This window comes from Phenylobacterium ferrooxidans, assembly GCF_042714595.1.
Lineage (GTDB): Bacteria > Pseudomonadota > Alphaproteobacteria > Caulobacterales > Caulobacteraceae > Phenylobacterium > Phenylobacterium ferrooxidans.
The window spans coordinates 1-21801 of record NZ_JAOTJD010000044.1; the positions used below are offsets into that span (position 1 = coordinate 1).

At 68.0% G+C, this 21801-nt stretch carries 27 protein-coding genes; 17 read left to right on the forward strand and 10 right to left on the reverse strand.

The genetic code is table 11. From position 1 onward, the window contains the following. Nucleotides 1-138 precede the first annotated feature (138 nt). On the reverse strand, nt 139-1464 hold the full coding sequence (locus tag OCL97_RS18735) for a hypothetical protein (protein ID WP_377371300.1): 1326 nt from the start codon (nt 1462-1464) through the stop codon (nt 139-141). Between the two features lie 343 nt (nt 1465-1807). Between OCL97_RS18735 and OCL97_RS18740 the strand changes: the two genes are divergently transcribed. Genes OCL97_RS18740 through OCL97_RS18750 form a run of 3 tightly spaced genes read left to right on the forward strand, consistent with a single transcriptional unit; the run spans nt 1808 to nt 4405 of the window. Further along, a complete protein-coding gene (locus OCL97_RS18740) occupies nt 1808-2587 on the forward strand; it encodes an enoyl-CoA hydratase-related protein (protein ID WP_305337971.1) in 780 nt (259 codons plus the stop codon). Nucleotide 2588: 1 nt separating this feature from the next. After that, nucleotides 2589-3551, forward strand: a complete 963-nt coding sequence (locus OCL97_RS18745) for an oxidoreductase (protein ID WP_377371302.1) — start codon at nt 2589-2591, stop codon at nt 3549-3551. Beyond that, the gene (locus OCL97_RS18750) at nt 3548-4405 is read left to right on the forward strand and encodes an SDR family oxidoreductase (protein WP_377371303.1); all 858 of its coding nucleotides are present in this window, start codon (nt 3548-3550) and stop codon (nt 4403-4405) included. The genes OCL97_RS18745 and OCL97_RS18750 overlap by 4 nt, the downstream gene beginning before the upstream one ends. On the opposite strand, the gene OCL97_RS18755 is transcribed toward OCL97_RS18750, so the two are convergent. Beyond that, complete coding sequence (locus OCL97_RS18755; RefSeq protein ID WP_377371304.1) at nt 4395-4745, reverse strand: TfoX/Sxy family protein; 351 nt, start codon at nt 4743-4745, stop codon at nt 4395-4397. The two genes, OCL97_RS18750 and OCL97_RS18755, sit on opposite strands and share 11 nt — an antisense overlap. A 36-nt stretch (nt 4746-4781) precedes the next feature. Here OCL97_RS18755 and OCL97_RS18760 point away from each other — a divergent pair, with 36 nt between their 5' ends. Further along, on the forward strand, nt 4782-5261 hold the full coding sequence (locus tag OCL97_RS18760; protein WP_377371305.1) for a GNAT family N-acetyltransferase: 480 nt from the start codon (nt 4782-4784) through the stop codon (nt 5259-5261). Here OCL97_RS18760 and OCL97_RS18765 read toward each other — a convergent pair. Next, the gene (locus OCL97_RS18765; RefSeq protein WP_377371306.1) at nt 5258-5677 is read right to left on the reverse strand and encodes a hypothetical protein; all 420 of its coding nucleotides are present in this window, start codon (nt 5675-5677) and stop codon (nt 5258-5260) included. The genes OCL97_RS18760 and OCL97_RS18765 overlap by 4 nt on opposite strands. A 71-nt stretch (nt 5678-5748) precedes the next feature. On the opposite strand from OCL97_RS18765, the gene OCL97_RS18770 reads away from it, so the two are divergent. After that, complete coding sequence (locus OCL97_RS18770; protein WP_377371307.1) at nt 5749-6357, forward strand: GNAT family N-acetyltransferase; 609 nt, start codon at nt 5749-5751, stop codon at nt 6355-6357. Between the two features lie 55 nt (nt 6358-6412). Here OCL97_RS18770 and OCL97_RS18775 read toward each other — a convergent pair whose 3' ends face one another. After that, nucleotides 6413-7327 (reverse strand): SDR family NAD(P)-dependent oxidoreductase, encoded by a 915-nt coding sequence (locus OCL97_RS18775; protein WP_304777395.1) that lies wholly within the window; start codon nt 7325-7327, stop codon nt 6413-6415. A 34-nt stretch (nt 7328-7361) separates the two neighbouring features. After that, the gene (locus OCL97_RS18780) at nt 7362-8624 is read right to left on the reverse strand and encodes an MFS transporter (RefSeq protein WP_304777394.1); all 1263 of its coding nucleotides are present in this window, start codon (nt 8622-8624) and stop codon (nt 7362-7364) included. A 216-nt stretch (nt 8625-8840) separates the two neighbouring features. Between OCL97_RS18780 and OCL97_RS18785 the strand changes: the two genes are divergently transcribed. From OCL97_RS18785 to OCL97_RS18815, 7 genes are read left to right on the forward strand one after another with little or no spacing between them, the layout of a single operon-like run. Continuing rightward, nucleotides 8841-9356, forward strand: coding sequence for a GNAT family N-acetyltransferase (locus OCL97_RS18785; RefSeq protein WP_377371308.1), 516 nt, complete (start codon nt 8841-8843; stop codon nt 9354-9356). 48 nt (nt 9357-9404) lie between these two features. Then, nucleotides 9405-9980 (forward strand): DUF1285 domain-containing protein, encoded by a 576-nt coding sequence (locus OCL97_RS18790; protein WP_377371309.1) that lies wholly within the window; start codon nt 9405-9407, stop codon nt 9978-9980. Nucleotides 9981-10018: 38 nt separating this feature from the next. Next, nucleotides 10019-10621 carry an NUDIX hydrolase gene (locus OCL97_RS18795; protein WP_377371343.1) on the forward strand — a complete coding sequence of 201 codons (603 nt, stop codon included), beginning with the start codon at nt 10019-10021 and terminating at the stop codon, nt 10619-10621. Beyond that, entirely contained in the window at nt 10614-10892 is a 279-nt protein-coding gene (locus tag OCL97_RS18800; RefSeq protein WP_377371310.1) for a hypothetical protein, read from the forward strand. Before OCL97_RS18795 ends, OCL97_RS18800 begins: the two co-directional genes overlap by 8 nt. Then, nucleotides 10889-12139 carry a CCA tRNA nucleotidyltransferase gene (locus OCL97_RS18805; RefSeq protein WP_377371311.1) on the forward strand — a complete coding sequence of 417 codons (1251 nt, stop codon included), beginning with the start codon at nt 10889-10891 and terminating at the stop codon, nt 12137-12139. The genes OCL97_RS18800 and OCL97_RS18805 overlap by 4 nt, the downstream gene beginning before the upstream one ends. After that, nucleotides 12136-12840, forward strand: a complete 705-nt coding sequence (locus OCL97_RS18810; protein WP_377371312.1) for a glutamine amidotransferase-related protein — start codon at nt 12136-12138, stop codon at nt 12838-12840. Before OCL97_RS18805 ends, OCL97_RS18810 begins: the two co-directional genes overlap by 4 nt. A 45-nt stretch (nt 12841-12885) precedes the next feature. Continuing rightward, on the forward strand, nt 12886-13614 hold the full coding sequence (locus OCL97_RS18815) for an Isoquinoline 1-oxidoreductase subunit (RefSeq protein ID WP_377371313.1): 729 nt from the start codon (nt 12886-12888) through the stop codon (nt 13612-13614). A 19-nt stretch (nt 13615-13633) separates the two neighbouring features. On the opposite strand, the gene hemF is transcribed toward OCL97_RS18815, so the two are convergent. Both hemF and OCL97_RS18825 read right to left on the reverse strand, forming a co-directional pair. Next, nucleotides 13634-14512, reverse strand: coding sequence for an oxygen-dependent coproporphyrinogen oxidase (gene hemF, locus OCL97_RS18820; protein ID WP_377371314.1), 879 nt, complete (start codon nt 14510-14512; stop codon nt 13634-13636). Next, nucleotides 14509-14967 (reverse strand): tRNA (cytidine(34)-2'-O)-methyltransferase, encoded by a 459-nt coding sequence (locus tag OCL97_RS18825; RefSeq protein ID WP_304777386.1) that lies wholly within the window; start codon nt 14965-14967, stop codon nt 14509-14511. The genes hemF and OCL97_RS18825 overlap by 4 nt, the downstream gene beginning before the upstream one ends. Before the next feature lie 201 nt (nt 14968-15168). Between OCL97_RS18825 and petA the strand changes: the two genes are divergently transcribed. From petA to OCL97_RS18845, 4 genes are all read left to right on the forward strand, one after another. Then, complete coding sequence (petA, locus tag OCL97_RS18830) at nt 15169-15723, forward strand: ubiquinol-cytochrome c reductase iron-sulfur subunit (RefSeq protein WP_304777385.1); 555 nt, start codon at nt 15169-15171, stop codon at nt 15721-15723. Between the two features lie 5 nt (nt 15724-15728). After that, nucleotides 15729-17048 (forward strand): cytochrome b, encoded by a 1320-nt coding sequence (locus OCL97_RS18835; RefSeq protein ID WP_377371315.1) that lies wholly within the window; start codon nt 15729-15731, stop codon nt 17046-17048. A gap of 7 nt (nt 17049-17055) precedes the next feature. Continuing rightward, nucleotides 17056-17898, forward strand: coding sequence for a cytochrome c1 (locus OCL97_RS18840; protein ID WP_377371316.1), 843 nt, complete (start codon nt 17056-17058; stop codon nt 17896-17898). A gap of 138 nt (nt 17899-18036) precedes the next feature. Continuing rightward, entirely contained in the window at nt 18037-18972 is a 936-nt protein-coding gene (locus OCL97_RS18845) for a CPBP family intramembrane glutamic endopeptidase (protein WP_377371317.1), read from the forward strand. Nucleotides 18973-19082: 110 nt separating this feature from the next. Here the strand turns inward: OCL97_RS18845 and OCL97_RS18850 are convergent, their stop codons facing one another. Further along, a complete protein-coding gene (locus OCL97_RS18850) occupies nt 19083-19847 on the reverse strand; it encodes a pepsin/retropepsin-like aspartic protease family protein (protein WP_377371318.1) in 765 nt (254 codons plus the stop codon). 115 nt (nt 19848-19962) lie between these two features. Here OCL97_RS18850 and OCL97_RS18855 point away from each other — a divergent pair, with 115 nt between their 5' ends. After that, nucleotides 19963-20430, forward strand: a complete 468-nt coding sequence (locus OCL97_RS18855) for a hypothetical protein (protein WP_377371319.1) — start codon at nt 19963-19965, stop codon at nt 20428-20430. Nucleotide 20431: 1 nt separating this feature from the next. Here OCL97_RS18855 and OCL97_RS18860 read toward each other — a convergent pair whose 3' ends face one another. Continuing rightward, complete coding sequence (locus OCL97_RS18860) at nt 20432-21112, reverse strand: dienelactone hydrolase family protein (protein WP_377371320.1); 681 nt, start codon at nt 21110-21112, stop codon at nt 20432-20434. Between the two features lie 4 nt (nt 21113-21116). After that, the gene (locus OCL97_RS18865) at nt 21117-21785 is read right to left on the reverse strand and encodes a dienelactone hydrolase family protein (protein ID WP_377371321.1); all 669 of its coding nucleotides are present in this window, start codon (nt 21783-21785) and stop codon (nt 21117-21119) included. Between the last annotated feature and the right edge of the window lie 16 nt (nt 21786-21801).

Sequence of the window (21801 nt, forward strand, 5' to 3'; positions counted from 1 at the left end):
CTCCTCCAGCAGAGAGGATGAATCAGATCAGCCCTGATTTGGGAATCCCGATTCCGTCAAAACGCGGCCCGCTCTAGGCAAAGAAAAAGGCCCGCGGGACGAACCCACGGGCCTCGATCTTGTCGAACGTCTTAAGTGTTAGACGTTGCCGGGCAGCTTGCACTCCTTCGAGAAGGCGCAGCCGATGACGCCCACGACGGACATCGGGCTCGGGGTGTATTCCACGATGTAGCCCTTCAGGCCGTCGGCGCAGGCCACTTCGAGGTAGCCGGTGCCCTTGGTGGTCTTGCCGATGAAGCGGGTGGCCGAGACGGCGCAGTCGTTCTTGCCCATCTTTTTCAGGTCGGCGGTCACCAGCGGGAAGGCCAGTTCGGGCTTGGTGAAGGAGCAACGGTAGCCGGCGACGGGCGCGCGGGCGCAGTCATGGACCACTGCCTTCACGCCGGGGCCCCCGAAGACGCCGACGGCGCCGTCAGGACGGTTCGAGCAGGCCATCTCCACCACGTCCAGACCGGCCGGCGAGGGGAAGGGAGCGTACTTGGAGACTTCGCAGTCGAAGCCCGCCGACTTGGCCAGCTTGGTGTAGAGGCCGGCCTGGGCGGTTTCGGCTTCCTTGGCGTCGGTCAGCTCGCAGCCGCCCATCACCATGGAGGCCTTCTCGCAGGGGTAGGTCTGGGCGAGCTGGCCCTTTTCCACCTTGTAGAGATAGCCCTTACCGTCGGTGCAGGAGGTCTCGTAGAAGATCGCGCCCGCCTGGGAGACGCCGGCATAGCGGCGGTCCTTGATGGTGCAGCCGTTCTTCGACTGGACCACCAGGGTGTCCACAACGGCCATGCGGTGGGCCTTGTCGTGCAGGGTGCATTTGATGTTGCTGGCGGCGTCGTCATAAAGCAGGCAGTTGTCGGCCGCGACCGGCTTGGCCTCGTCGGCCGGGGCGCTTGTCTTCAGGACGTAGCCGTCGCCGGCCGCGCAGGAGATTTCCAGGAAGGTGGTGGTGGCGCTCTGGCCGATGCCGCGCACCTGATCGGGGGTGCAGGCGATGCCGGCCTTGGCGATATAGCCGGCCAGATCGGACTTGGGATCGGCGTTGCCTGGCAGCTTGCAGGGCAGGGTCGAGGGCTTGCCGTCCGGCTGCGGGCTGTTGGCTTCCACGCAGGTGAAGGCGGTCGGCGTGGCGCCGGTCACGTTCGACAGGATGAAGCCGAGACCCTTGTCGCAATCGATCTCGTAATAGCTGGTTTCCGTCTTCGCCTTCTTGTCGCTCATCTTGCCGACGAAGCGGGCGTCAGAGACCGTGCAGGCGATGCCGGCGGCTTTCGCGATGGCCGGGGCCTCGGCCATGCCCTGGGTGCGGGACGCGGCGGTGACTTCCTCGACCGGCTTCTTGGCCGCCATAACAACGGCGGCGGGCGCCGTCACCGCGACAAACAGGGCCGCGGCAAGCCCGATTCCAAATGACCTCATGGTCCTGATCTCTCCTGGGGTAGTTCCTCTGGGCGGACTTAAGCGCCCCTGCGTCCTTCAAATCAAGTTTGGCGTGAACGGCGCCTGAACTGAGCCGCGCATGACCGTATTGAGGTTTGATACGGAGCACCTGTGGCGCGACAATGACGGAACACGGGTCGGAGTGGTGGGCTATGCGGGATGGATTCGAAGAGGCCCTCATCGAGCCCCCCGCCCAAGGCTGGTCCATCCGTTCGAGCCAGGTCCCCGGACCGGCGAGGACGCAAAGATAATCGCCGCGCCAGCGCTATCGCATCTCGCGCGGCGGCCTAATATACGACGTAAGAAATCGAGGGAGCAGACGATGAGCGAACATGTCTTGAGCGAGAAGTCGGGCGGGGTCCTGACCCTGACGCTGAACCGGCCGGAGAAGAAGAACGCGCTCACCCGCGACATGTACCAGGCGCTCGGCGACGCCATCGACCAGGCCGAGTTCGACAAGGAGGTCCGCTGCGTCCTGATCCAGGCCAATGGGGACATGTTCACCGCTGGCAACGATCTCACGGACTTCGCCGCCGTCAATTCCGGCGACGCCAGCGCCAATGAGGCGCGGCGCGGCGGCAACCCGCTGCTGGCCGCCCTGGCGCGGGCCAAGACCCCACTGGTGGCCGCCGTGAACGGTCGGGCCGTCGGCGTCGGGGTGACGATGCTGCTGCATTGCGACCTCGTCTACATCTCGGAGGACGCCCTTCTGACCACGCCCTTCGTCAATCTGGCCCTGGTGCCGGAGGCGGCGTCGAGCCTGACCCTGCCGGCCCGGATCGGCCATGCGCGGGCCTTCTCGATGTTCGTGCTGGGCGAGGCCGTGGATGCGAGGAAGGCCGTCGACTGGGGCATCGCCAATGCGGCGGTCCCCACCGACCAGCTCCGCGCCCGGGCCAAGGCCGCCGCCGACGCCGTGGCCGCCCGTCCGCCCGCCGCCGTGGTCATCACCAAGGCCCTGATGCGTGACGGCGAGGCCATCGCCAACCGCATGGACGAGGAAGGCCGCCACTTCGCCGCCCAGCTCAAGTCGCCGGAAGCCAAGGAGGCCTTCGCCGCCTTCGCCGAGAAGCGCGCCCCCGACTTCGCCAAGGTCGGCTGAGATGGCCCGCATCACCGCCGGCCTCTCGCCGTTCACCGACGCCGCCGTCATCGCCGAGGATCATGACCTCACCGGCCGCACGGTGGTGATCACCGGCGCAGCGACCGGCATTGGCGTCGAGACCGCCCGCGCGCTCGCCGCGGCGGGCGCCGAGGTCACCATCGCCGTGCGTAACCGTCAGGCCGGTGAGACGGCCGCCGCCGAGATCAACGCCGACATCGGCGTGGACCGGGTCAAGGTCGGCGCGCTCGACCTCTCCGACCTGGCCTCCGTGGCCGGCTTCGTCAGCGCCTGGGGGGATAGGCCCCTCAATATCCTGATCAACAACGCCGGCGTCATGGCCTGCCCGCAGAGCTACACCGCCAACGATCTGGAGATGCAGATCGGCGTCAACCACTTCGGCCACTTCCTGCTGGGGATCGGGCTGGCCCGGGCGCTGATGAACGGGGCCGAGGAGGGACGCACCGCGCGCCTGGTCTCGCTGTCCTCCATCGGTCACCGCCGCAGCGACATCAACTGGGACGACCCGCACTATCGCACGCGGGCGTATGACAAGTGGGAATCCTACGGTCAGTCCAAGACCGCCAATTCCCTGTTTGCGGTCGGCTACCACAAGCGCTTCGCAGACCTCGGGATAACCGCCAACGCGGTCATGCCTGGCGGGATCATGACGCCGCTGCAGCGGCACCTGCCCCGCGAGGAAATGATCGCCATGGGCTGGATGAATGAGGACGGCGTGGTCCGGGAAGGGTTCAAGACCCCCGCCCAGGGCGCCTCCACCAGCGTCTGGGCCGCGATCAGCGACGAACTGGAAGGCGTCGGCGGCCTCTACCTGGAAAACCTGGCCCAGGCCCTGCCCTGGGGCGAGGAGCCCAACGCCGGGGTCATGCCCCACGCCCTGGACCCCGAAAGCGCCGAGCGCCTCTGGGCCCTGTCCGAAGAGACCACCGGAGTGAAGCTATGAGCCTGCAAGGCAAGACCCTCTTCGTCACCGGCGCCAGCCGCGGCATCGGCCTGGCCATCGCCCTGCGCGCGGCTCGCGACGGCGCCAATATCGCCATCGCCGCCAAGACCGCCGAGCCGCACAAGCACCTGCCCGGCACTATCTACTCCGCCGCCAAGGAGATCGAGGCGGCGGGCGGCAAGGCCCTGCCGCTGATCGTCGACGTCCGCGACGAGGCCAGCGTCTATGAGGCGGTGGAGAAGACCGTGGCGGCCTTCGGCGGGATCGACATCTGCGTCAACAACGCTTCGGCCATCCAGCTCACCGGCACCCTGCAGACCGACATGAAGCGCTACGACCTGATGAACGAGGTCAATGCGCGCGGCACCTACCTGACCTCAAAGGCCTGCATTCCGCATCTGAAGAACGCCGCCAATCCGCACGTCCTGATGCTGTCGCCGCCGCTGGACATGAGCCCGCGCTGGTTCGAGGGCCACGTGGCCTACACCATGGCCAAGTTCGGCATGAGCATGTGCGTCCTGGGCATGGCGTCGGAGTTCAAGGCCGATGGCATCGCCTTCAATGCGCTGTGGCCCCGCACGGGGATCGCCACGGCGGCTATCCAGTTCGCCCTGGCTGGGGACGACGGGATGAAGCAGTGCCGCACGGTCGAGATCATGGCCGACGCCGCCCACGCCATCTTCGAGAAGCCGGCCCGCGACTTCACCGGCAACTTCCTGATCGACGACAGCTTCCTCTACGCCGAGGGCGAGCGCGACTTCGACAAGTACCGCGTCGATCCGACCACCAGATTGATGCCGGACTTCTTCGTGCCGGCGGACTCCGTCCCGCCGCCGGGCGTGGTCATCGGCTAGGCTTGCGCTTGGGCATTGTCCTGGCGCGGGCGGCGGCCTCCAGGCCCTTGCCTGCCCAGGCGGCCAGGACCTCGGGATCCTCCAGGGCGTCCAGCGGCGTGGTCCAGTAGCTCATCGCCTTGTCGCCGCCGAACGGCTTGAACGGCTCGCAGCCGGCCGCCTCGAAGTCGGGCCGGTTGGCGTCGTCGACCTTGAGGTAGAGGGTGTCTTGCGCGATCAGGGCGAAGAACAGCTCGTGACGCGACAGTCCCACCCCGCCGAACATGCGGCGGTGGGTGACGCCGCCCAGGGGCTGCAGCTGCTCCAGGATGTAGTCGAGAAATTCGGGTGAGACCGCCATGCGCTCCTCGCCAAGCCAGAAGAAAGCCTAGCCGCCATGGCCGTCACTGTCCGCCCCGCCGTCGCTGCTGACATCGTTGTCATTATGAGTTTTGTCCGGGCGCTGGCCGACTACGAAAAGCTGCTGCACGAGGTGGAGGCCACGGAGGCCGATCTCGCCGGTCACCTGTTCTGCGAGACCCCGCGCCTGTTCTGCGACATCGCCGAGCAGGACGGCGCGCCGGTGGGTTTCGCCATCTGGTTCTACAACTACTCGACTTTCCGGGGCCGGCACGGGATCTATCTGGAGGACCTGTTCGTGGTCCCGGAGGCGCGTGGCCTGGGGGCGGGCAAGGCGCTGCTGCGGGCCCTGGCCCAGCGTTGCGAGGCGCAGGGTCTGGCGCGGCTGGAATGGGCGGTGCTCAACTGGAACGCGCCCGCCATCGCCTTCTATGACGGGCTGGGCGCCGGGGCGCAGACGGAGTGGACGGTGCGCCGCCTGACCGACCAGGCGCTGGTGAGCCTCGCGCGGAGCTAGACCTTGATGTCGATGATCGCCGGGCCGGCCTGTTTGCCCTCGGGATCGGCCTTGGCCTGGTTCTCGAGCATTTCCAGCATGGCTTCCTTGATCCGCCGGGCAAGTTCTTCCGCGATGGATGACTCTGTCGACGCCCGCTGCTTGGGATCGAGCTTGGCCAGGTCGCCCTCGCTTGTGCCCCGGGATTCCAGGATCTCGGCGCGCAGCTTCTCCTTCAGCTTCTCGGCCTTCACCTCCTGCGCCCACTGGTAGATTCCCTTCTCGCGTATGGCGTCGAGGGTCGCCTGGGTCCTGGTCTTCGACTCTGCGGCCTTCATGGCGGCGATGTCCGCCGCGCTCGCGGGCTTGCTGACCACGTCAGCGGCTGCGGGCAAGAGCGCGCCCAGCACTGAGGCGCCGATGGCGGAAATAGACATGCGAAACTCCGGGCTACCGGTTAAGGTTACGCAAGTTTCGGGCCAGCAAGAGCCCGCCCTGGGAGGAGCCGATGAGCGCGCCGCCGAAGACGGTCCTGAGGGCCACCCCCGAGGAGGAGGCGGCGATCCGCCAGGCCGTGCGGACCGCCCAGCCAGGCTCTCCCGACAGCGTGCTGGCCGGTCCCGAGCATGTGGCGGGCCTCGTGACCCTGCTCAGCGATCCGGCGGTCTCCGGACCCATCTATGACCTGCCCAGGCCGATCAACGCCGAGACGGTGAGCGCCTGGGTGGCGGAGGCCGAAGCCCTGCGCCAGAAGGGCGAGGCGATCCTGTTCGTCTCTCTGGACCCGGCCGGCGAGGTGGCCGGATATTCGCGATTCTCGGTCTGGCCCGACCGGTCCTCGGCCGAGATCGTCGGCGGACGCCGCGCGGACCTGCAGAGCCGCGGCCAGGGCGGTGCGGGCGCGGCGCGGTCGTTCGGCTGGATGTTCGAAGCCCTGGGGGTGCGGCTGGTGGGTTTGACCGCAGCCCTGGACAATGTCCGCTCCGCCCGGGTCATCGAGGCGGCCGGCTTCGTGCGCATGGGGGAGCGCGACAGCGTGCGTCCCGATGGCACGGTCCGTCGGTCGCTCTACTGGGAGCTGACGCGGGACCAGTGGCAGGCCTTGCAGCAGGCATGAAAAAGACCCCGGCCTTTCGACCGGGGTCCTGATCGTCGTGTCGAAACGTCGGTTCTTACGCGGCGGGCGCCGGGGCCGGAGCCGGGCGTTGGACCGGGAAGAACTTCGGCGCCATCGCGGGAATGGCTTCCTTGATGATGCTGTCGACGGTCCAGCCCTCTTCCTTGGTCACGGTCTCGATGGGCCGCGGCTGCGAGTAGAGGGTGATGGTTTCGCCCGAGGAGCCGAAGATCTGGCCCGAGACGCTGGCGGCGGCCGGGGTGATCATGGCCACCGAGAAGCGGGCCGGCTGGTCGGCGCGAATCTTCTCGGCCATCACGGCGCGACGGGCGGCGGCGGCTTCATCCTTCACCGGCACCGACTGGGTCATGCGGGTCCAGGCGACCGGGGCCACGCAGTTCGAACGTACGTTGTTGCGGGCGCCTTCCATGGCGATGATCCGCGACAGGCCGGCGATGCCCATCTTGGCCGCGCCGTAGTTGGCCTGGCCGATGTTGCCCAGCAGGCCCGAGGTCGAGGTGAAGAACATGTAGGCGCCGTCGTTCTGCTCGCGGAACAGCTCGATGGTGGCGCGGGCCACGTTGAAGGAGCCGCGCATGTGGACGGCGATGACGGAGTCCCACTCGGCTTCGGTCATCTTGTGGAACATCACGTCGCGCAGGATGCCGGCGGGATTGATGACGGCGTGCAGACCGCCGAATTCCTTCTTGGCCTGCTCGACCATGCCGTAGACGGCGTCGAGGTCGGTGACGCTGTCGGAGTTGGAAACCGCTTCACCGCCCGCGGCGCGGATTTCCTGGGCGACGGACTCAGCCGGACCGGCCGAACCTTCGTCTTCGCCCTTCAGGCTGCCGCCCAAATCGTTGACGACGACCTTCGCGCCTTCCTGCGCGGCGATCAGAGCGCAATCGCGGCCGATACCGTTGCCGCCGCCCGTAACAAGAACAACTTTGCCTGAAAGAGCACCCATGAACCAATCTCCCTGAAATATAATTCGCAGACTGTTATTCGAGCCTGTCGGCCTTGCGCAAGGCTGGAAACAGTTTCGCCCAGACGCCGGTCACGATCAACGCGCCAACGCCACCGAAAACCGCCGCGCCCACGGGACCGAAGAACCGGGCGACAACGCCGCTCTCGAATTCCCCCAGTTCGTTGGACGCCCCGATGAACAGCGACGATACGGCGGCCACCCGGCCGCGCATGTGGTCGGGGGTCACGATCTGCACGAGGGTCTGGCGGACATAGACGCTGAGCATGTCAGCGCCCCCCAGGACGGCCAGGGCCGCCACCGAGAGCGGCAGAGACTTTGAGAGGCCAAAGACGATGGTGGCCATTCCGAACACCGCCACGCCCGCGAACATGGTGAGCCCCGCGTGCTGGCGGATCGGCCGGGTGGCCAGGACCACCGCCACCAGGGTGGCGCCGATGGCCGGGCCTGCCCGCAGCAGGCCAAAGCCCTCTGGCCCGACATGCAGGACATCGCGCGCGAACACCGGCAGCAGGGCTGTCGCTCCGCCCAGGAGCACGGCGAACATGTCCAGCGAGATGGCGCCGAAGACGATCTTGTTGGTCCAGGTATAGACCAGCCCCTCCTTGATCAGGGCCCAGCGGGAGCCCGCCTGGACGATCGGCTTGGTCACGGCGCGGATCATGAAGACGCACACGAACGACAGGCCGTAGAGCACCGTGGTGACGGAGTAGGAGAGGCCGGTGGAGTGGGCCAGCAGCAGGCCGCCGATGGCCGGGCCGACGATGGAGCCCCCTTGCCAGGCCAGGGAATTCAGCGCGATGGCCCGGGGCAGCAGGCTGCGCGGCACCAGCATGGGAGCCAGCGCGGTGGCTGAGGGGCCCATGAAGGCGCGGCTGGCGCCGAACAGGGCCGAGAGCACCAGCAGCAGCGGGATGCTGGCGAAATCGTAGATCGAGGCCAGGGCCAGGGTGACCGCGGTGGCGATCTCGCCCGTGTAGCAGAGCAGCAGCACCTTGCGCCGGTCGTGGCGGTCGGCGGTCTCGCCGGCGATCGGCGACAGCAGCAGGACCGGGATGAAGGCGGCCAGGCCGATCATACCGACATAGAAGGCCGACTGCTTCACATCCATGGTCTCGCGGGCCACGGCGTACATCTGCCAGCCCAGGGCGACGCTCTGGATCTGCACCCCCAGGGTCGCGCCGACGCGACCTATCCAGAACAGCACGTAGTCGCGCCGCTTCATCAGCTCGCGAAGGGTGGCGGGTTCGGCCGGGCCGTCGGGGAGAGTCTCGGTCATGGGCGGCGGACCTTGCGGCGCCACGGCCGCGCTCGCAACGCGTGATTGACGCGCAGGCCACATGGCCCTATCGCCGCGCTTGTTGATCGAAGTTCCGGGCCTGACGTCATGCGACGACTGCGACGAACCGGGCGCGCCCGCCGCGCCAGTTAGAACCGCCCGCCGGTCTGCGCATTGTTGCGCGACCGGTGACCGTCGCACTTCGAAGAAGATCCCATGCCCATGACTCTCTCCGCCGCCGCGCAGGCGCCGACCCTCAAGCTTGAACAGGATCAGGATGGCCCGGCCATCGAGATTCTGCTGGACCACGCCTTCGGGCCGGGCCGCTTCACCAAGGTCTCCGAACGGGTCCGCGAGATCGCCGAGTTCCGGCAGGACCTGTCCTTCTGCGCCTGGGACGAGAGCCGCCTGGTGGGCTGTGTGCGCATGACCCGCATTCGGGTCGGGGGGACGGAGGCGATATTCCTGGGGCCCCTTGCCGTCGCGGCCGACGTGCGCAAGTTCGGAACCGGCGGCGCCCTGGTGCAGCGGGCCTGCGAGGCGGCCCAGGCCGCCGGCTTCGCAAGTGTGCTGCTGGTGGGGGACGAACCCTATTTCGGCCGCTTCGGATTCTCCGCCGCCCCGGCCAGGGCCGTGCGCCTGCCGGGACCGGTGGATCAGCGCCGCGTGCTCGTGCGGCCGCTGCGTGAGGGCGGCGCGGACAACCTTTCCGGCCTCGTGGTCGCGCCCTGACCTAGGGTCGCGCTTGAGGCGGGCCGCCACGCGCCCTACCTTGGATCCATGACCGAAACGCCCAGCAAGACCGGCCTCGAAGGCGTGATCGCCGCCGCCAAGCAGGCGCCGGGCCGCGGCCTGCCGCCCGTGCACCTCTGGCATCCGACCCACTGCGGCGATATCGACATCGTCATCAAGAAGGACGGCCTCTGGTTCCACGAGGGCACGCCCATCGGCCGCGAGGCCCTGGTGCGCCTGTTCTCCACCGTCCTGCGCAAGGACCCCGACGGTTTCCACCTGGTGACCCCGGTGGAGAAGATGAAGATCACGGTGGAGGACGCCCCCTTCATCGCCGTGCGCGTCGATAAGGTAGGTGACACCCTGAAATTCCTCACCAATGTCGGCGACGAGGTCGAGGCGGGCCCTGAGAACGAAATCCGCGTCGAGATGGACGCCACCACCGGCGAGCCGCGCCCCTACCTCCACGTCCGCCGGGGCCTGGAGGCGCTGATCGCCCGGCCGGTCTTCTATGAACTCGTGGAGCTCGCAGAGGAGCGCGAGACGCCCGAAGGCTTGCGCCTGGGCGTCGCCTCCGGCGGCGCCTGGTTCCCGGTGGGTCCGGCCGGAGCGCACCTTCCGTGAACCCGGCCCAGGCGTCGACCGCCACCCGCGACTGGATCATGGCTCACCTCGATCCCCTGGAGGAGCGTGAGCCCGTGTCCGGAGCGACCCGCTCGGACTTCGACCTGTCGGGCCAGTACGGAGACCCGCCTGCCGCACTGACCCCCGCCTCGGTGCTGGTGGGACTGGTCGAGCGGGAAGGGGCCTATTCGGTGATCCTGACCCGCCGGGCCGACACCCTGCGTCGCCATACCGGCCAGATCGCCCTGCCGGGCGGCCGCCGCGATCCGGGGGAGACGCCCTGGCGGACCGCCCTGCGTGAGGCCCACGAGGAGGTGGGCCTGCACCCCGACTACGTCATGCTGGCGGGGCTGTCCTCACCCTATGTCACCGGGACCGGCTTCCTGATCACCCCGGTGGTGGGGTTTGTCCGTGAAGGCTTCACGCTCACCGCCAATCCGGCCGAGGTGGCCGACATCTTCGAGACGCCCTTCGGTTTCCTGATGGATCCCGCCAATCACGAGGAGCACGAACGTGAGGCGCCGACCGGGGAAAAACGCAGGTTCTACGCCATGACCCACGCCGAGCGCTTCATCTGGGGCGCGACCGCCGGGGTGTTGCGGGGGCTCTATGAGCGGCTCTACGGCGCGGCCGTTGCTTGAGGTCCTCGCCAGCCGCGCCCTGCTCGTGGCCCTGCCTTTCGGCCTCTGGTTCCTGTGGCGCGAGGTCGCCCGGCGCACCGGGCGGGAGATGGGATCCACCCCCTGGGCCTGGCTGTTCGCCGCGGGCGCGGTGCTGATGGGGGTTTCGCTGATGGCCACGGCTGTGTTCCATGGCGACAACCGCGGCCAGGTCTATGTCCCCGCCGAGGCCGCCCCCGACGGGCGCATCACCCCCGGCCATTTCGAGAAGAGAGCGCCCCAGACGCCATGACCGACAACATTGGCCAACAGCCCTGGATGAAGACCCCGCAGGTCGTCGCCGTGATGGACGCCCTGGAGGCGCGCGGCTTCACCGGCTGCGCGCGCTTCGTGGGGGGCTGTGTGCGCAATTCGTTGCTGAATCGGCCTATCGAAGACATCGACATCGCCACCACCCTCACCCCCGACCAGATCACCGAGGCCCTGCAGGAGGCGGGGATCAGGGCCGTACCGACGGGGGTCGAGCACGGCACCATCACCGCGGTGGCCGACAGTCAGCCCTTCGAGATCACCACCCTGCGCCGGGACGTCTCCACCGACGGCCGCCGCGCGGTGGTGGCCTTCACCCAGGACTGGACCGAGGACGCCCAACGCCGCGACTTCACCCTGAACGCCGTCTATGCCGACCGCGACGGGACGCTCTTTGACCCTACGGGCAGGGGGATCGAGGACGGCAAGGCGGGCCGCATCGTCTTCGTCGGCGACGCCATGACCCGCATTCGCGAGGACTATCTGCGCATCCTGCGCTTCTTCCGGTTCCAGGCGTGGTACGGCAAGGGCGACGCCGACGAAAAGGCGCTGGCCGCCTGCAAGGCCCTGAAGGAATCCCTCTCCGGCCGCCCCGCCGAGCGCACCGCCAAGGAGCTCACCAAGCTGCTGGCCGCCGAGGAACCGCGTCCTGCCATGGCGCTGATGGCGCAGACCGGGGTGCTTGGGACGATCCTGCCCTGCGCCAAGGACCTGGCCGCCTTCAACCAGCTTGTCGAGATCGAGACCGACCAGCTGTTCGAGAACGACCCCATACTGCGGCTGGCGACCCTGATCCCCGAGGACCAGGTCGGGGCGGCCCAGATCTCCGAGCGCCTGCGGCTCTCCAACGAGGTTCGCGACCGCCTGGTGGCGGCCGTCGGCAAGACGCCCCGCATCACCAGCTGGATGAGCCCCCGCGAAATCCGCCGCGCCGTCTACGCCATCGGCCTGCGGGCGCTCACCGACCGGGTGAAACTGGCCTGGGCGAAGTCGGGCCGCACCTCGGTCACGCACCAGTGGCGGGGCCTGCTGGCCCTGGCCGAGAGCTGGTCGCCGCCGCCGTTCCCGCTGACCGGCGAGGACGTGATCCAATCGGGCGTGCCCAAGGGCCCGATGGTGGGCCAGGTGCTGCGCGAGGTGGAGGACTGGTGGATCGATCACGACTTCATCGACGACAAGTTCTCGGCCATCGAGAAGCTGAAGGCGGTGGCCCAGGGCATGGCCTATTGAGGCTGGGGATCCTCGAGACGGGCGCCCCGCCCAAGGACGTCGACCAGTTCGGCGACTATCCCGCCATGTTCCGCGCCCTGTTCGGCCAGGACGCCTACGATTACGCTACCTTCGACATTCAGGCGGGGGAGCTCCCCGATAGCACAGACGCCTGCGCGGCCTATCTGATCACCGGCTCATCGGCCGGCGTCTACGACCCGCTGCCCTGGATCGAGCCGCTGAAGGACTTCCTGCGCGCGGCGAAGGGGACGCCGATGGTGGGCGTCTGTTTCGGTCACCAGATCATGGCAGAGGCTTTCGGCGGCAAGGTGATCCAGTCCCCCAAGGGCTGGGGGGTGGGCCTGCACCGCTATGAGGTCCGCCAGCCCGAGGCCTGGATGGACGCCCCCCGCTTCAGCATCCCCGCCTCGCACCAGGACCAGGTGGTTGAGGCGCCGCCGGGCGCCCGGGTGATCGCCGCCAACGCGTTCACCCCCTTCGGCATGCTGGCCTATGGCGACCAGCCGGCGATTTCCCTGCAGTTGCATCCGGAGTTCGAGCCCGCCTACGCCCGCGCCCTGATCGAGAGCCGCCGCGGCAGCCGCTATACCGACGCCCAGGCCGACCAGGCGATCCTGTCCTTCGAACAGCCCGACGACCGGTCCCGGGTCGGAGGCTGGATCCAGCGATTTCTGGAGGAAGCAACGCTTCGCCGGTCCTGACGTTCTGGATAAGGCGCCGCTTCCGCGCCGGCCGGAAATCGCCTCATGCGCCACGCCAGCGCCCTGCTTATGTCCCTCGGCGCGGCCGGTCTCGTCGCCGCCGCGACACTGACCGCCCAGGCCCAGACCGCGCCCAGCCAGACCGCCGCCTCAGTCCTGGCCGAGATGGAGCAGCGGACCTCCCTGAAGCCCGCAGCCTCGTTCAACAGCATCGCCGACAAGAACGCACGCTCGGTCGCCCTCTTCGAGGAGGCCGGCAAGGTCATCACCCATCCCCGCTGCGCCAACTGTCATCCCGTGGACCGCCCCGCCCAGGGCGACGACCGCCATCCGCACATGCCGGTGGTGTCGCGCGGAGAGGATGGTCATGGAGAGGGGCTGAGCTGCGCCTCCTGCCACACCGCCAAGAACGTCTGGGTGGGCGGGACTCACATCGTCACCATCCCCGGCAACCCGAAGTGGGCGCTGGCGCCGGCCTCCATGGCCTGGCAGGGCAAGACGCTTGGCGAGATCTGCGCTCAGCTCAAGGATCCGGCCCGCAACGGCGGCAAGACCCTGGCCCAGATCCAGGAACACATGGCCGGGGACGAACTGGTGGCCTGGGGCTGGGACCCCGGCCTTGGCCGGACCCCCGCGCCGGGAACCCAGGCGCAGCTGGGCGAACTCTTCCAGGCTTGGATCGACACCGGCGCCAAATGCCCGGCGTCCGGCGGGGCCAAGGTGCCCAGCCACGACCTCAAGGCCGAGATGGCGACAATGAAGCCGGCGATCTAGCCGGCCGCCGCCAGAGGGGTCAGAGCCAGGCCACCATCGGGGGCATGGAGGAGAGGATCGTGTCGATGTTTCCTCCCGCCTTCAGGCCGAACATGGTGCCGCGGTCGTAGAGCAGGTTGAACTCGACGTAGCGGCCGCGGCGGACCAGCTGCTCCATCCGGTCCTGTTCGGTCCAGGGTTCGCTCATGCGGTGTCGGACGATCTTGGGATAGACCTCCAGGAAGGCCTCGCCGACGGCGCGGGTGAAGGCGAAGTCCTTCTCGAAGTCGCCGGAATTGTGCCGGTCGTAGAAGATACCGCCGACCCCACGGGTCTCCTTGCGGTGCGGCAGGTAGAAGTACTCGTCGCACCAGACCTTGTACTTGGCGTGCCAGTCGGGATCGAAGGGATCGCAGGCCGCCTTCATCGCGGCGTGGAACAGGACGGCGTCGTCGGCCTCCTCGCTACGCTGCTCGTCGACCATCGGTGTCAGATCGGCCCCGCCGCCGAACCAGCTTTCGGCGGTCGACAGGAAGCGGGTGTTCATGTGGACGGTGGGCACCCGCGGCGAGCGCGGGTGGATGATCAGGCTGATGCTGGCCGAGACATAGGACGGGTCCTTGTCGGCGCCGGGCATCTGGGCCGCCATTTCCGGCGAGAAGCGGCTGGTGGCCGCCGAGGTGTGGACCCCCGCCTTTTCGAACAGGCGTCCCTTGAAGTGCCCCCCGACCCCGCCGCCGACACCGGTCTCCCGGGTCCAGGGGCGCATGTCGAATCGCTTGGGCTCCTCGGGATAGAGCTCCGGGGGCGCCTCGGCCTCCAGTTGCTCCAGCTCGGCGACGATGCGGATCTGCAGGTCTTCGAACCACGCCTTGGCGCGGGCGCGACGGTCTTCAATTTCGGGAGGAAGGCTGCTCATGCCGGTGGCTTAGGAAATTGGCCGGTCTGGCGCAACGCTTCGGAAAGGCCGATCGCCGCCGAGACCGTGACGTTCAGGGAACGCATTCCAGGTATCAGCGGAATATAAACCCGCGCGTCGGCGCTCTCGTGAACCTCGTCGGGAACCCCCGCGCTTTCGCGCCCAAACAGCAGCACGTCGTCGGGTTGGAAGGCGAAGGCGTGCAGGGGCTCGGCGGCCTTGGTTGTGAACAGAACGATGCGTCCGGGCCTGTTTTGCGTAAAATCGGCCCATCCGGGGTGCCGCGTCACTTCGCCCGGCTCACCATAATCGAGGGCCGCGCGGCGGATCGCACGGTCGGAAAGCGGGAAGCCACAGGGCTCTATGACGTGAATTCCGACCCCCATGCAGGCGCCGAGACGTAACGCCGCTCCAAGGTTTTGCGGAATGTCCGGTTGAAAAAGCGCCAGCAGCATTCTAAGCGATCCAGCCTACGGGATTGGCCGGGGCTAGGCGCGAATCACGGAAGGGGCGGCCGCAACGCGCGATCGCTGTAACTTCCGGCAATTCGACCTGCTCCAGCATTGAATTCCGAATGGCCCTTACCAGAACGTCTGGCAGGGTCGAAGACGGGTCTCGGCGCAAAGTCGCGGCCGCAAGCGAAGGGTAGCTTTAAGGTGGCCGACACCGTGGTGGGCGCAAACCCCGATCCTCATGCCTCGGGCGAAGACCCGAACCGGCGTGATTTCATTCACATCGCCGCGGCCGTCATGGCCGTGGGCGCGGTTGGGGCGTTGGCCTGGCCGTTCATCGACCAGATGAACCCGGCCGGCGACACCCTCGCCCTCGCCTCGGTGGAATTCGACCTGACCAAGGTCGAAGCTGGCCAGCAGGTCACCATCAAGTGGCGCGGCAAGCCGCTGTTCATCCGGAACCGGACGGGCAAGGAGATCGCCGAGGCGATCAAGGACGACAACGCCGACCTGCGCGATCCGCAGACCGACGAGGAACGCCACAAGCCCGGCAAGGCCCAATGGCTGATCCTGATCGGCACCTGCACCCATCTGGGCTGCGTGCCGACCTTCGGCGGCGGTGAGTACGGCGGCTGGTTCTGCCCGTGCCACGGCTCGCACTACGACACCTCCGGTCGCATCCGGAAAGGTCCCGCGCCGACGAACTTGGCGGTGCCGGACTACGCCTTCCTGTCGGACACCAAGGTCAAGGTGGGCTGAAAACGATGAGCGGACATTCCAACTACGAGCCGAAGACCGGCTTCGAGCGCTGGCTCGACACCCGACTGCCGATCGTGCGCCTGGCGTATGACAGCGTCATCGACTTCCCGACCCCGAAGAACCTGAACTACTGGTGGACCTTCGGCGGCATCCTGGCGGTCTGCCTGGGCATCCAGATCGTGACCGGCATCGTGCTGGCCATGCACTATGTCCCGCACGTCGATCACGCCTTCAATTCCGTCGAGCGCATCATGCGCGACGTGAACTACGGCTGGCTGGTGCGCTACATGCACTCCAACGGGGCCTCGATGTTCTTCATCGCGGTCTACATCCACATGTTCCGCGGCCTCTACTACGGGTCCTACAAGGCCCCCCGGGAGGTGCTGTGGATCCTCGGCTGCGTGATCTACCTGCTGATGATGGCCACGGCCTTCATGGGTTATGTCCTGCCCTGGGGCCAGATGAGCTTCCACGGCGCGGTGGTGATCACCAACCTGTTCGGCGCCCTGCCGATCGTCGGCGAGTCCATCACCACCTGGCTGTGGGGCGGGTTCGCGGTGGATAACGCCACCCTGAACCGGTTCTTCTCGCTGCACTTCCTGCTGCCGTTCATGATCGCCGGCGTGGTGATCCTGCACATCTGGGCGCTGCACGTGCCCGGCAACGGCAATCCCACCGGCGTGAACGTGAAGTCCAAGGAGGACACCGTCCCCTTCCATCCGTACTACACGGTGAAGGACGGCTTCGCGATTTCGCTCTTCCTGCTGATGTTCGCCACCTTCGTGTTCTTCCAGCCCAACGCCCTGGGTGACGCGGTGAACTATGTTCCCGCCAACCCCCTGGTCACCCCCGCCCACATCGTTCCGGAATGGTACTTCCTGCCGTTCTACGCGATCCTGCGGGCGGTGCCGGACAAGCTCATGGGCGTGCTGCTGATGTTCGGCGCCATCGCCATGCTGTTCGTCCTGCCCTGGCTCGACACCTCCAAGGTGCGCTCCATGCGCTACCGTCCGACGGCGAAGCTCTACTTCGGCCTCTTCGTCCTGGCCTGTCTGATCCTGGGCTACTGCGGCGGCCGCCTGCCGGATGATCCCGTGATCCCCGGCATCTCGACCTTCCAGCTGCTGGACGCGGACCTCAACTCGATGGTCTGGCTGTCCCGCGTCGCGACGGCCTACTACTTCGGCTACTTCGTGGTCATCCTGCCGATCCTGGGCCTCACCGAGACCCCGCTGCCCCAGCCGGAATCAATCTCCGCGCCGGTGCTGTCGCATCCCGCCAACGCGCCGGCCGGCGCCGCGGCTTCGCCTGAAAAGAGGGGCTGAGCCACCTATGCTGCGCAAAGGTCTTATTCTCGCGGCGTTCGGGCTCGCTTTCGTCGCCGGCCCGGCTTTCGCCTCCGCAGGCCCCAAGGAGCCCCGCCAGGCTTCCTGGAGCTTTGAAGGTCCGTTCGGCAAGTTCGATCAGGCCCAGGTCCAACGGGGCTACAAGGTCTATCGGGAGGTCTGTGCGGCCTGTCACTCGATGAGCCTGCTGAGCTTCCGCAATCTGGGCCAGAAGAGCGGCCCCTTCTATGACGACAAGTACCCGAACCCGAACGACAATCCCTATGTGAAGTCGATCGCCAAGGACTACCAGGTCAACGACATCGACTCTGAAACCGGGGACGTCGTCCAGCGGACCGCTACCTCGGCCGACACCTTCCCGAGCCCCTTCGCCAATGAAGCCGCGGCGCGGGCCTCCAACGGCGGCGCCCTGCCGCCGGATCTGTCGGTGATGATCAAGGCGCGGCCCCAGGGCGCGCAGTACGTCTACTCGATCCTGACCGGCTACCAGGCGCCGCCGGCGGGTCTCGAAGTGCCGCCGAATCAATACTACAACCCCTACATGCCCGGCGACGTCAGCGCCTTCTACAAGGGCAAGGGCCACGTTCCGGTCGGGGGCTTCATCGCCATGGCCCCGCCGCTGGAAGCCGACAAGGTGACCTTCGACGACGGCACCAAGTCGACCCTCGACCAGCAGGCCAAGGACGTCGTGGCCTTCCTGGCCTGGGCGTCGGAGCCCAAGCAGACCGAACGCAAGCAGTTCGGCGTGGCCGCCATGATCTATCTGCTGATCTTCGCGGGTCTGCTGTGGGTCAGCTACCGCCGCATCTGGAGGAACGTCGCCCACTAGGCGCGCCGTCCTTTCGAGCACGATCCATGGCCCCGGTGAGAACCGGGGCCTTTTTCGTTTCCGGCCCATGAACAATTGCTAAGTTGCCCCGGGGTGGGCGTCCGCCGATAGGCAGGGGACGGATCGGGAGGGGCCCGCATGGCGGCCGGTGAGGGGCGCATCCGCGCCCCCGGATATCTGGCGATCTACGGCGTCCTCTGGGGCGCGGCCTTCGCCTATCTCTTTTTCAAGCAGGCTGACTGGACCTTCCCCCTGGTTTCCCTGGGGGTGTTCGGGATCCTGCTCTCGGGCGTCGCCTGGGCCCTGACGCGCAGGTCCGATCCGCCCCCTGTCAGGGTGCGGCGGCCCAAGGTCGAACTCGCCGCCGTCCTGATCTTCATGGTGATCTACGCGGTGGGCTTCCTCGGCTGGGGCATGGGGGCGCTGAAGGCCGCCATGCCGGAAGGCCAAGCCCGCGACCTGGTGGTCCTGGCCGCCAAGCTCGTGGTCCATGTCGCGATCCCGGCCCTGATCCTGCTGGCCCTGGGCGGCCGGGTGGCGCCGCTGTTCTCCACCGGCATGGATCGCAAGGGCTTCTGGCCCACCCTGATCGTCATGGGGGTGATCTTCCTGGCCCTGCTCAGCGTGGTCAGCCCCAGCCTGCAGCAGATCGGTGAGCTGCGACCCGGGCTCCAGGTCCTGGCCTGGGCCGCCCCGGCGGCCTTTGTCTGGATCGCCCTCGAGGCAGGCCTCGCCGAGGAATTCCTGTTCCGCGCGGTGCTGCAGACCCGCCTGGCCGCCGTCCTTCGCAGCGAGACCGGCGCCGTCGTCCTGGGAGCCCTGGTGTTCGCCCTGGCCCATGTGCCCGGCCTCTACCTGCGCGGCGCACCTGGCGAGCAGGGCCATTCCACCGACCTGTTCGAAGTGATCGCCTATACGATCGGCGCCCTTTCGCCCGTGGCCCTGATGCTGGGGGTGATCTGGGCCCGGACCCGCAGCCTGCTGCTGGTGGTCCTTCTGCACGCCGCCATCGACGTCCTGCCCATCCTGCCGGAGTTCCTCATCACCTGGGCTGGGCTCACGCCCATCTCCTAGAGCATGTCAGGCGCAAGTGGGCGCCGGTTCGCCGCCCGGACATGCTCTAGATTGAAGAAGATAGATCCCTTTTATCCGATCAGGTTGATTCAACCTGATTCGGAAAGGGTCTAAGGGCGGCGCAGCAGCAGCCGTCCGCGCGGGAAGTCGAACCGCAGCGACCACCGCGCGAGCACCGGCGGACCGATCGCACCCACCGCGCCCGTGACCTGCGGCTGGAGGCCGGCCTTCAGCATCTCGAACAGCTGACCGGCGAAGGACAGGGCGCGGAGTTCGGCGCGCAGGCGGCCGTAGGGCGCCACATCCTCCGCCCGGGCCCCAGGGACGCTCGCCAGGGCCTCGCTGAGCCGCACGCTGCTGTCGAGGCCCGTCGCGACCACAAAGCCGCCCACGGCCGTCCTGGGGCCGTCCGCCACCGCGGCGTCCACCACCGGCGATCCGCCGGCCATGGCCATGGCAAGGCTGCTCTCGGCCCCGAACCTCGGAGCCTTGGCCGCCGGCCAGATCTCCACACGGCAGGGCGCGAAGCTGACGTCCACCACATAGGCTGACAGCAGGTCGGCCCCGATCACCCCGGCGATGGGGGTGGGAAAGGCGTAGGTCCGGGCGTCCAGGTCCACCACCACCACTGGCCGGTCCACCAGCTTCAGGCCATCGACCCGCACCTGGCCCCGAAACGCCGGTGGCAGGCCCGCCATCTGGGCGCGGGTCTCGTGCAGCTGAGTGGTGGGGCTGCCGGTGTCGAGGATGTAGTCGCCCGCCACCCCGCCCACGTTGGCCGGGACCACCACCACGCCGTGCTCCAGCCAGCATCCCGCCGCTTGCGCGGACGCCGGGGCGAGCCACAGGGCGGCGAGGGCCAGGACGAGCTTCACTCAGGCGATTCCCGGAGGCGAGGGTCGCCTGACCATAGCCAAGGCCGGTGGCCTAGGCGATAAATGCGCATGCTCATCCCGATCCATTGCCCACCGCGCGCCGGTGGGTGCTGACGTGGCCTTCACCAAGGCCTGGCGAGACTTTCGGCGCATGCAGGACGTGGGCGCGGCCGCCTCTTGCCTGATCTATGCCGGTTCCGTGGTCCACGCCTTCAGCGTCCTGCCCGGCGGGCCGGCGGTCATCGCCCGCCATGCCCTGGTCTGGCCGGGCGCCGCCCTGTTGGCCGGCTTCGCCCTGCCGCTGCTGATCCTGCCCGCGCGCCGTGTCCTGGCGCGCTATGTCTGGATGAGTTTCCTGTCTGGCTTTGGCCAGACCCCGGTCTCGGTGCTGACCGGCGTCGGCCTGCTGGTCGTCGCCGCGGGCTTCATCTATTGGCAGGTGGCCTCGGTGGCCACGGGCGGTCCGTATCCGGCCGCTGTCTTCGGTGGCTACGCCGCCGGCATCGGCATCCTCGCCGCTCAATCGGTCCTGGCCCGGTGGCTGGAGCGCGACCCCGAGGCGCGCAAGCACATCGAGGAATAGGCTACATCTCGCCGCGGCCGCCGCCGTTGTTCATGAACACCTGCAGGGTTCGCAGCCGGGCCAGCCGGGCGGCGTCGGGGTTGTAGTCGGCGCGGCGATCGGAAACGAAGCCGTGGCCGGCGTCATAGAGGTGGACCGGAATTTCCGGATGCGCCGAGCGAATCTCCTCGACCTTCTCCAGGGGGATGGAGGCGTCGTGGCGGCCAAAGTGCAGGATCGTCGGGACCTTGGGCGTCTCCCCCACGAGTTCGCTGATGCGGCGGCCATAGAAGGCCGAGGTCGCCGAGATCCCCGTGCAGCGGCAGGCCGCCAGCCAGGTCGCCGCCCCGCCCCAACAGAATCCCGTGACGAAAACCGCAGGCGACAGGGCGTCGATGGCCGCCTGGAGATCCCCCGCCACCTGGTCCCAGGGCGTGGCGGTGGAGTACTCCACCCCCTTGGCGATGGACTCGGCGCTGTAGTCGGCCTCGAAGCCCGCCTGCAGGCGGTCGTAGAAGCTGGGCGCGATGACCTCGTACCCGTCCTCCGCATAGCCGTCGGCCAGTTCGCGGATGTGGTCGGTGACCCCGAAGATCTCCTGGATCAGCACAATCCCGCCGCGGCGCGCATCCGCCACGGGGGCGTGATAGGCCGCCAGCTCAAAGCCGTCGAACCGGCTGGTCAGGCGGATCGTTTCGCCCACCTGCTCAGGCGCCCGCGAACATGTCGAGGGTGCGCTGGCGGGCGAGGTCGGCGCTGGCCTGGTTCAGCCGCTCCGGATCCTCGTTGTTGAAGCCGTGGCCGGCGTCCTCGTAGATGTAGACCGCCACGTCCGGGTTGTGGGCCTGGACGGCGGCCTTGACGTCGTCGGCCGGGATGCCCGCGTCCTTGCGGCCGAGATGGACGATGGTGGGGCACTTGGGGGTCTTGTCGGCGTTGGCCTGGACCATGCTGCCGTAATAGCTGGAGGCGGCGGCGAAGCCCTCGAGCTGGCAGGCCGAGAGCCAGGTCAGCGACCCGCCGTAGCAATAGCCCACCACGAACACCTTGCCCGCGCCCGCCAGCGCGTCGCGCACGGCGGCGATGTCGGCCAGCGCCTGGTCCAGGGGTGTGGCGCGGGCGTGGGTGACTCCGGCGGTCAGGCCGGCGGGGTCGTGGCCGGCGGTGAAGCCCGGCTCGCGGCGGTCGTAGAGCGAGGGCGCGATGGCCTCGTAGCCGAGACTGGCCCATCGATCGACGTCGCGCCGGATATGCTCGTCGATCCCGAAGATCTCCTGGATGACCACCACGCCGCCCTTGCGCGCGCCGCTGGGCGCCGCGCGATAGACGGCGAACTCGAAGCCGTCGGCCCCGGCCAGCTTGGAAAACTCACCCATGATGTCTCTCCCGTTG

What these genes read in the sequence shown, in the direction of transcription:
- OCL97_RS18735 (WP_377371300.1), bottom strand. Translation starts at nt 1,464, where the DNA reads ATGAGGTCATTTGGAATCGGGCTTGCCGCGGCCCTGTTTGTCGCGGTG.
- OCL97_RS18740 (WP_305337971.1), top strand. Translation starts at nt 1,808, where the DNA reads ATGAGCGAACATGTCTTGAGCGAGAAGTCGGGCGGGGTCCTGACCCTG.
- OCL97_RS18745 (WP_377371302.1), top strand. Translation starts at nt 2,589, where the DNA reads ATGGCCCGCATCACCGCCGGCCTCTCGCCGTTCACCGACGCCGCCGTC.
- OCL97_RS18750 (WP_377371303.1), top strand. Translation starts at nt 3,548, where the DNA reads ATGAGCCTGCAAGGCAAGACCCTCTTCGTCACCGGCGCCAGCCGCGGC.
- OCL97_RS18755 (WP_377371304.1), bottom strand. Translation starts at nt 4,745, where the DNA reads ATGGCGGTCTCACCCGAATTTCTCGACTACATCCTGGAGCAGCTGCAG.
- OCL97_RS18760 (WP_377371305.1), top strand. Translation starts at nt 4,782, where the DNA reads ATGGCCGTCACTGTCCGCCCCGCCGTCGCTGCTGACATCGTTGTCATT.
- OCL97_RS18765 (WP_377371306.1), bottom strand. Translation starts at nt 5,677, where the DNA reads ATGTCTATTTCCGCCATCGGCGCCTCAGTGCTGGGCGCGCTCTTGCCC.
- OCL97_RS18770 (WP_377371307.1), top strand. Translation starts at nt 5,749, where the DNA reads ATGAGCGCGCCGCCGAAGACGGTCCTGAGGGCCACCCCCGAGGAGGAG.
- OCL97_RS18775 (WP_304777395.1), bottom strand. Translation starts at nt 7,327, where the DNA reads ATGGGTGCTCTTTCAGGCAAAGTTGTTCTTGTTACGGGCGGCGGCAAC.
- OCL97_RS18780 (WP_304777394.1), bottom strand. Translation starts at nt 8,624, where the DNA reads ATGACCGAGACTCTCCCCGACGGCCCGGCCGAACCCGCCACCCTTCGC.
- OCL97_RS18785 (WP_377371308.1), top strand. Translation starts at nt 8,841, where the DNA reads ATGCCCATGACTCTCTCCGCCGCCGCGCAGGCGCCGACCCTCAAGCTT.
- OCL97_RS18790 (WP_377371309.1), top strand. Translation starts at nt 9,405, where the DNA reads ATGACCGAAACGCCCAGCAAGACCGGCCTCGAAGGCGTGATCGCCGCC.
- OCL97_RS18795 (WP_377371343.1), top strand. Translation starts at nt 10,019, where the DNA reads ATGGCTCACCTCGATCCCCTGGAGGAGCGTGAGCCCGTGTCCGGAGCG.
- OCL97_RS18805 (WP_377371311.1), top strand. Translation starts at nt 10,889, where the DNA reads ATGACCGACAACATTGGCCAACAGCCCTGGATGAAGACCCCGCAGGTC.
- OCL97_RS18815 (WP_377371313.1), top strand. Translation starts at nt 12,886, where the DNA reads ATGCGCCACGCCAGCGCCCTGCTTATGTCCCTCGGCGCGGCCGGTCTC.
- hemF (WP_377371314.1), bottom strand. Translation starts at nt 14,512, where the DNA reads ATGAGCAGCCTTCCTCCCGAAATTGAAGACCGTCGCGCCCGCGCCAAG.
- OCL97_RS18825 (WP_304777386.1), bottom strand. Translation starts at nt 14,967, where the DNA reads ATGCTGCTGGCGCTTTTTCAACCGGACATTCCGCAAAACCTTGGAGCG.
- OCL97_RS18835 (WP_377371315.1), top strand. Translation starts at nt 15,729, where the DNA reads ATGAGCGGACATTCCAACTACGAGCCGAAGACCGGCTTCGAGCGCTGG.
- OCL97_RS18840 (WP_377371316.1), top strand. Translation starts at nt 17,056, where the DNA reads ATGCTGCGCAAAGGTCTTATTCTCGCGGCGTTCGGGCTCGCTTTCGTC.
- OCL97_RS18845 (WP_377371317.1), top strand. Translation starts at nt 18,037, where the DNA reads ATGGCGGCCGGTGAGGGGCGCATCCGCGCCCCCGGATATCTGGCGATC.
- OCL97_RS18865 (WP_377371321.1), bottom strand. Translation starts at nt 21,785, where the DNA reads ATGGGTGAGTTTTCCAAGCTGGCCGGGGCCGACGGCTTCGAGTTCGCC.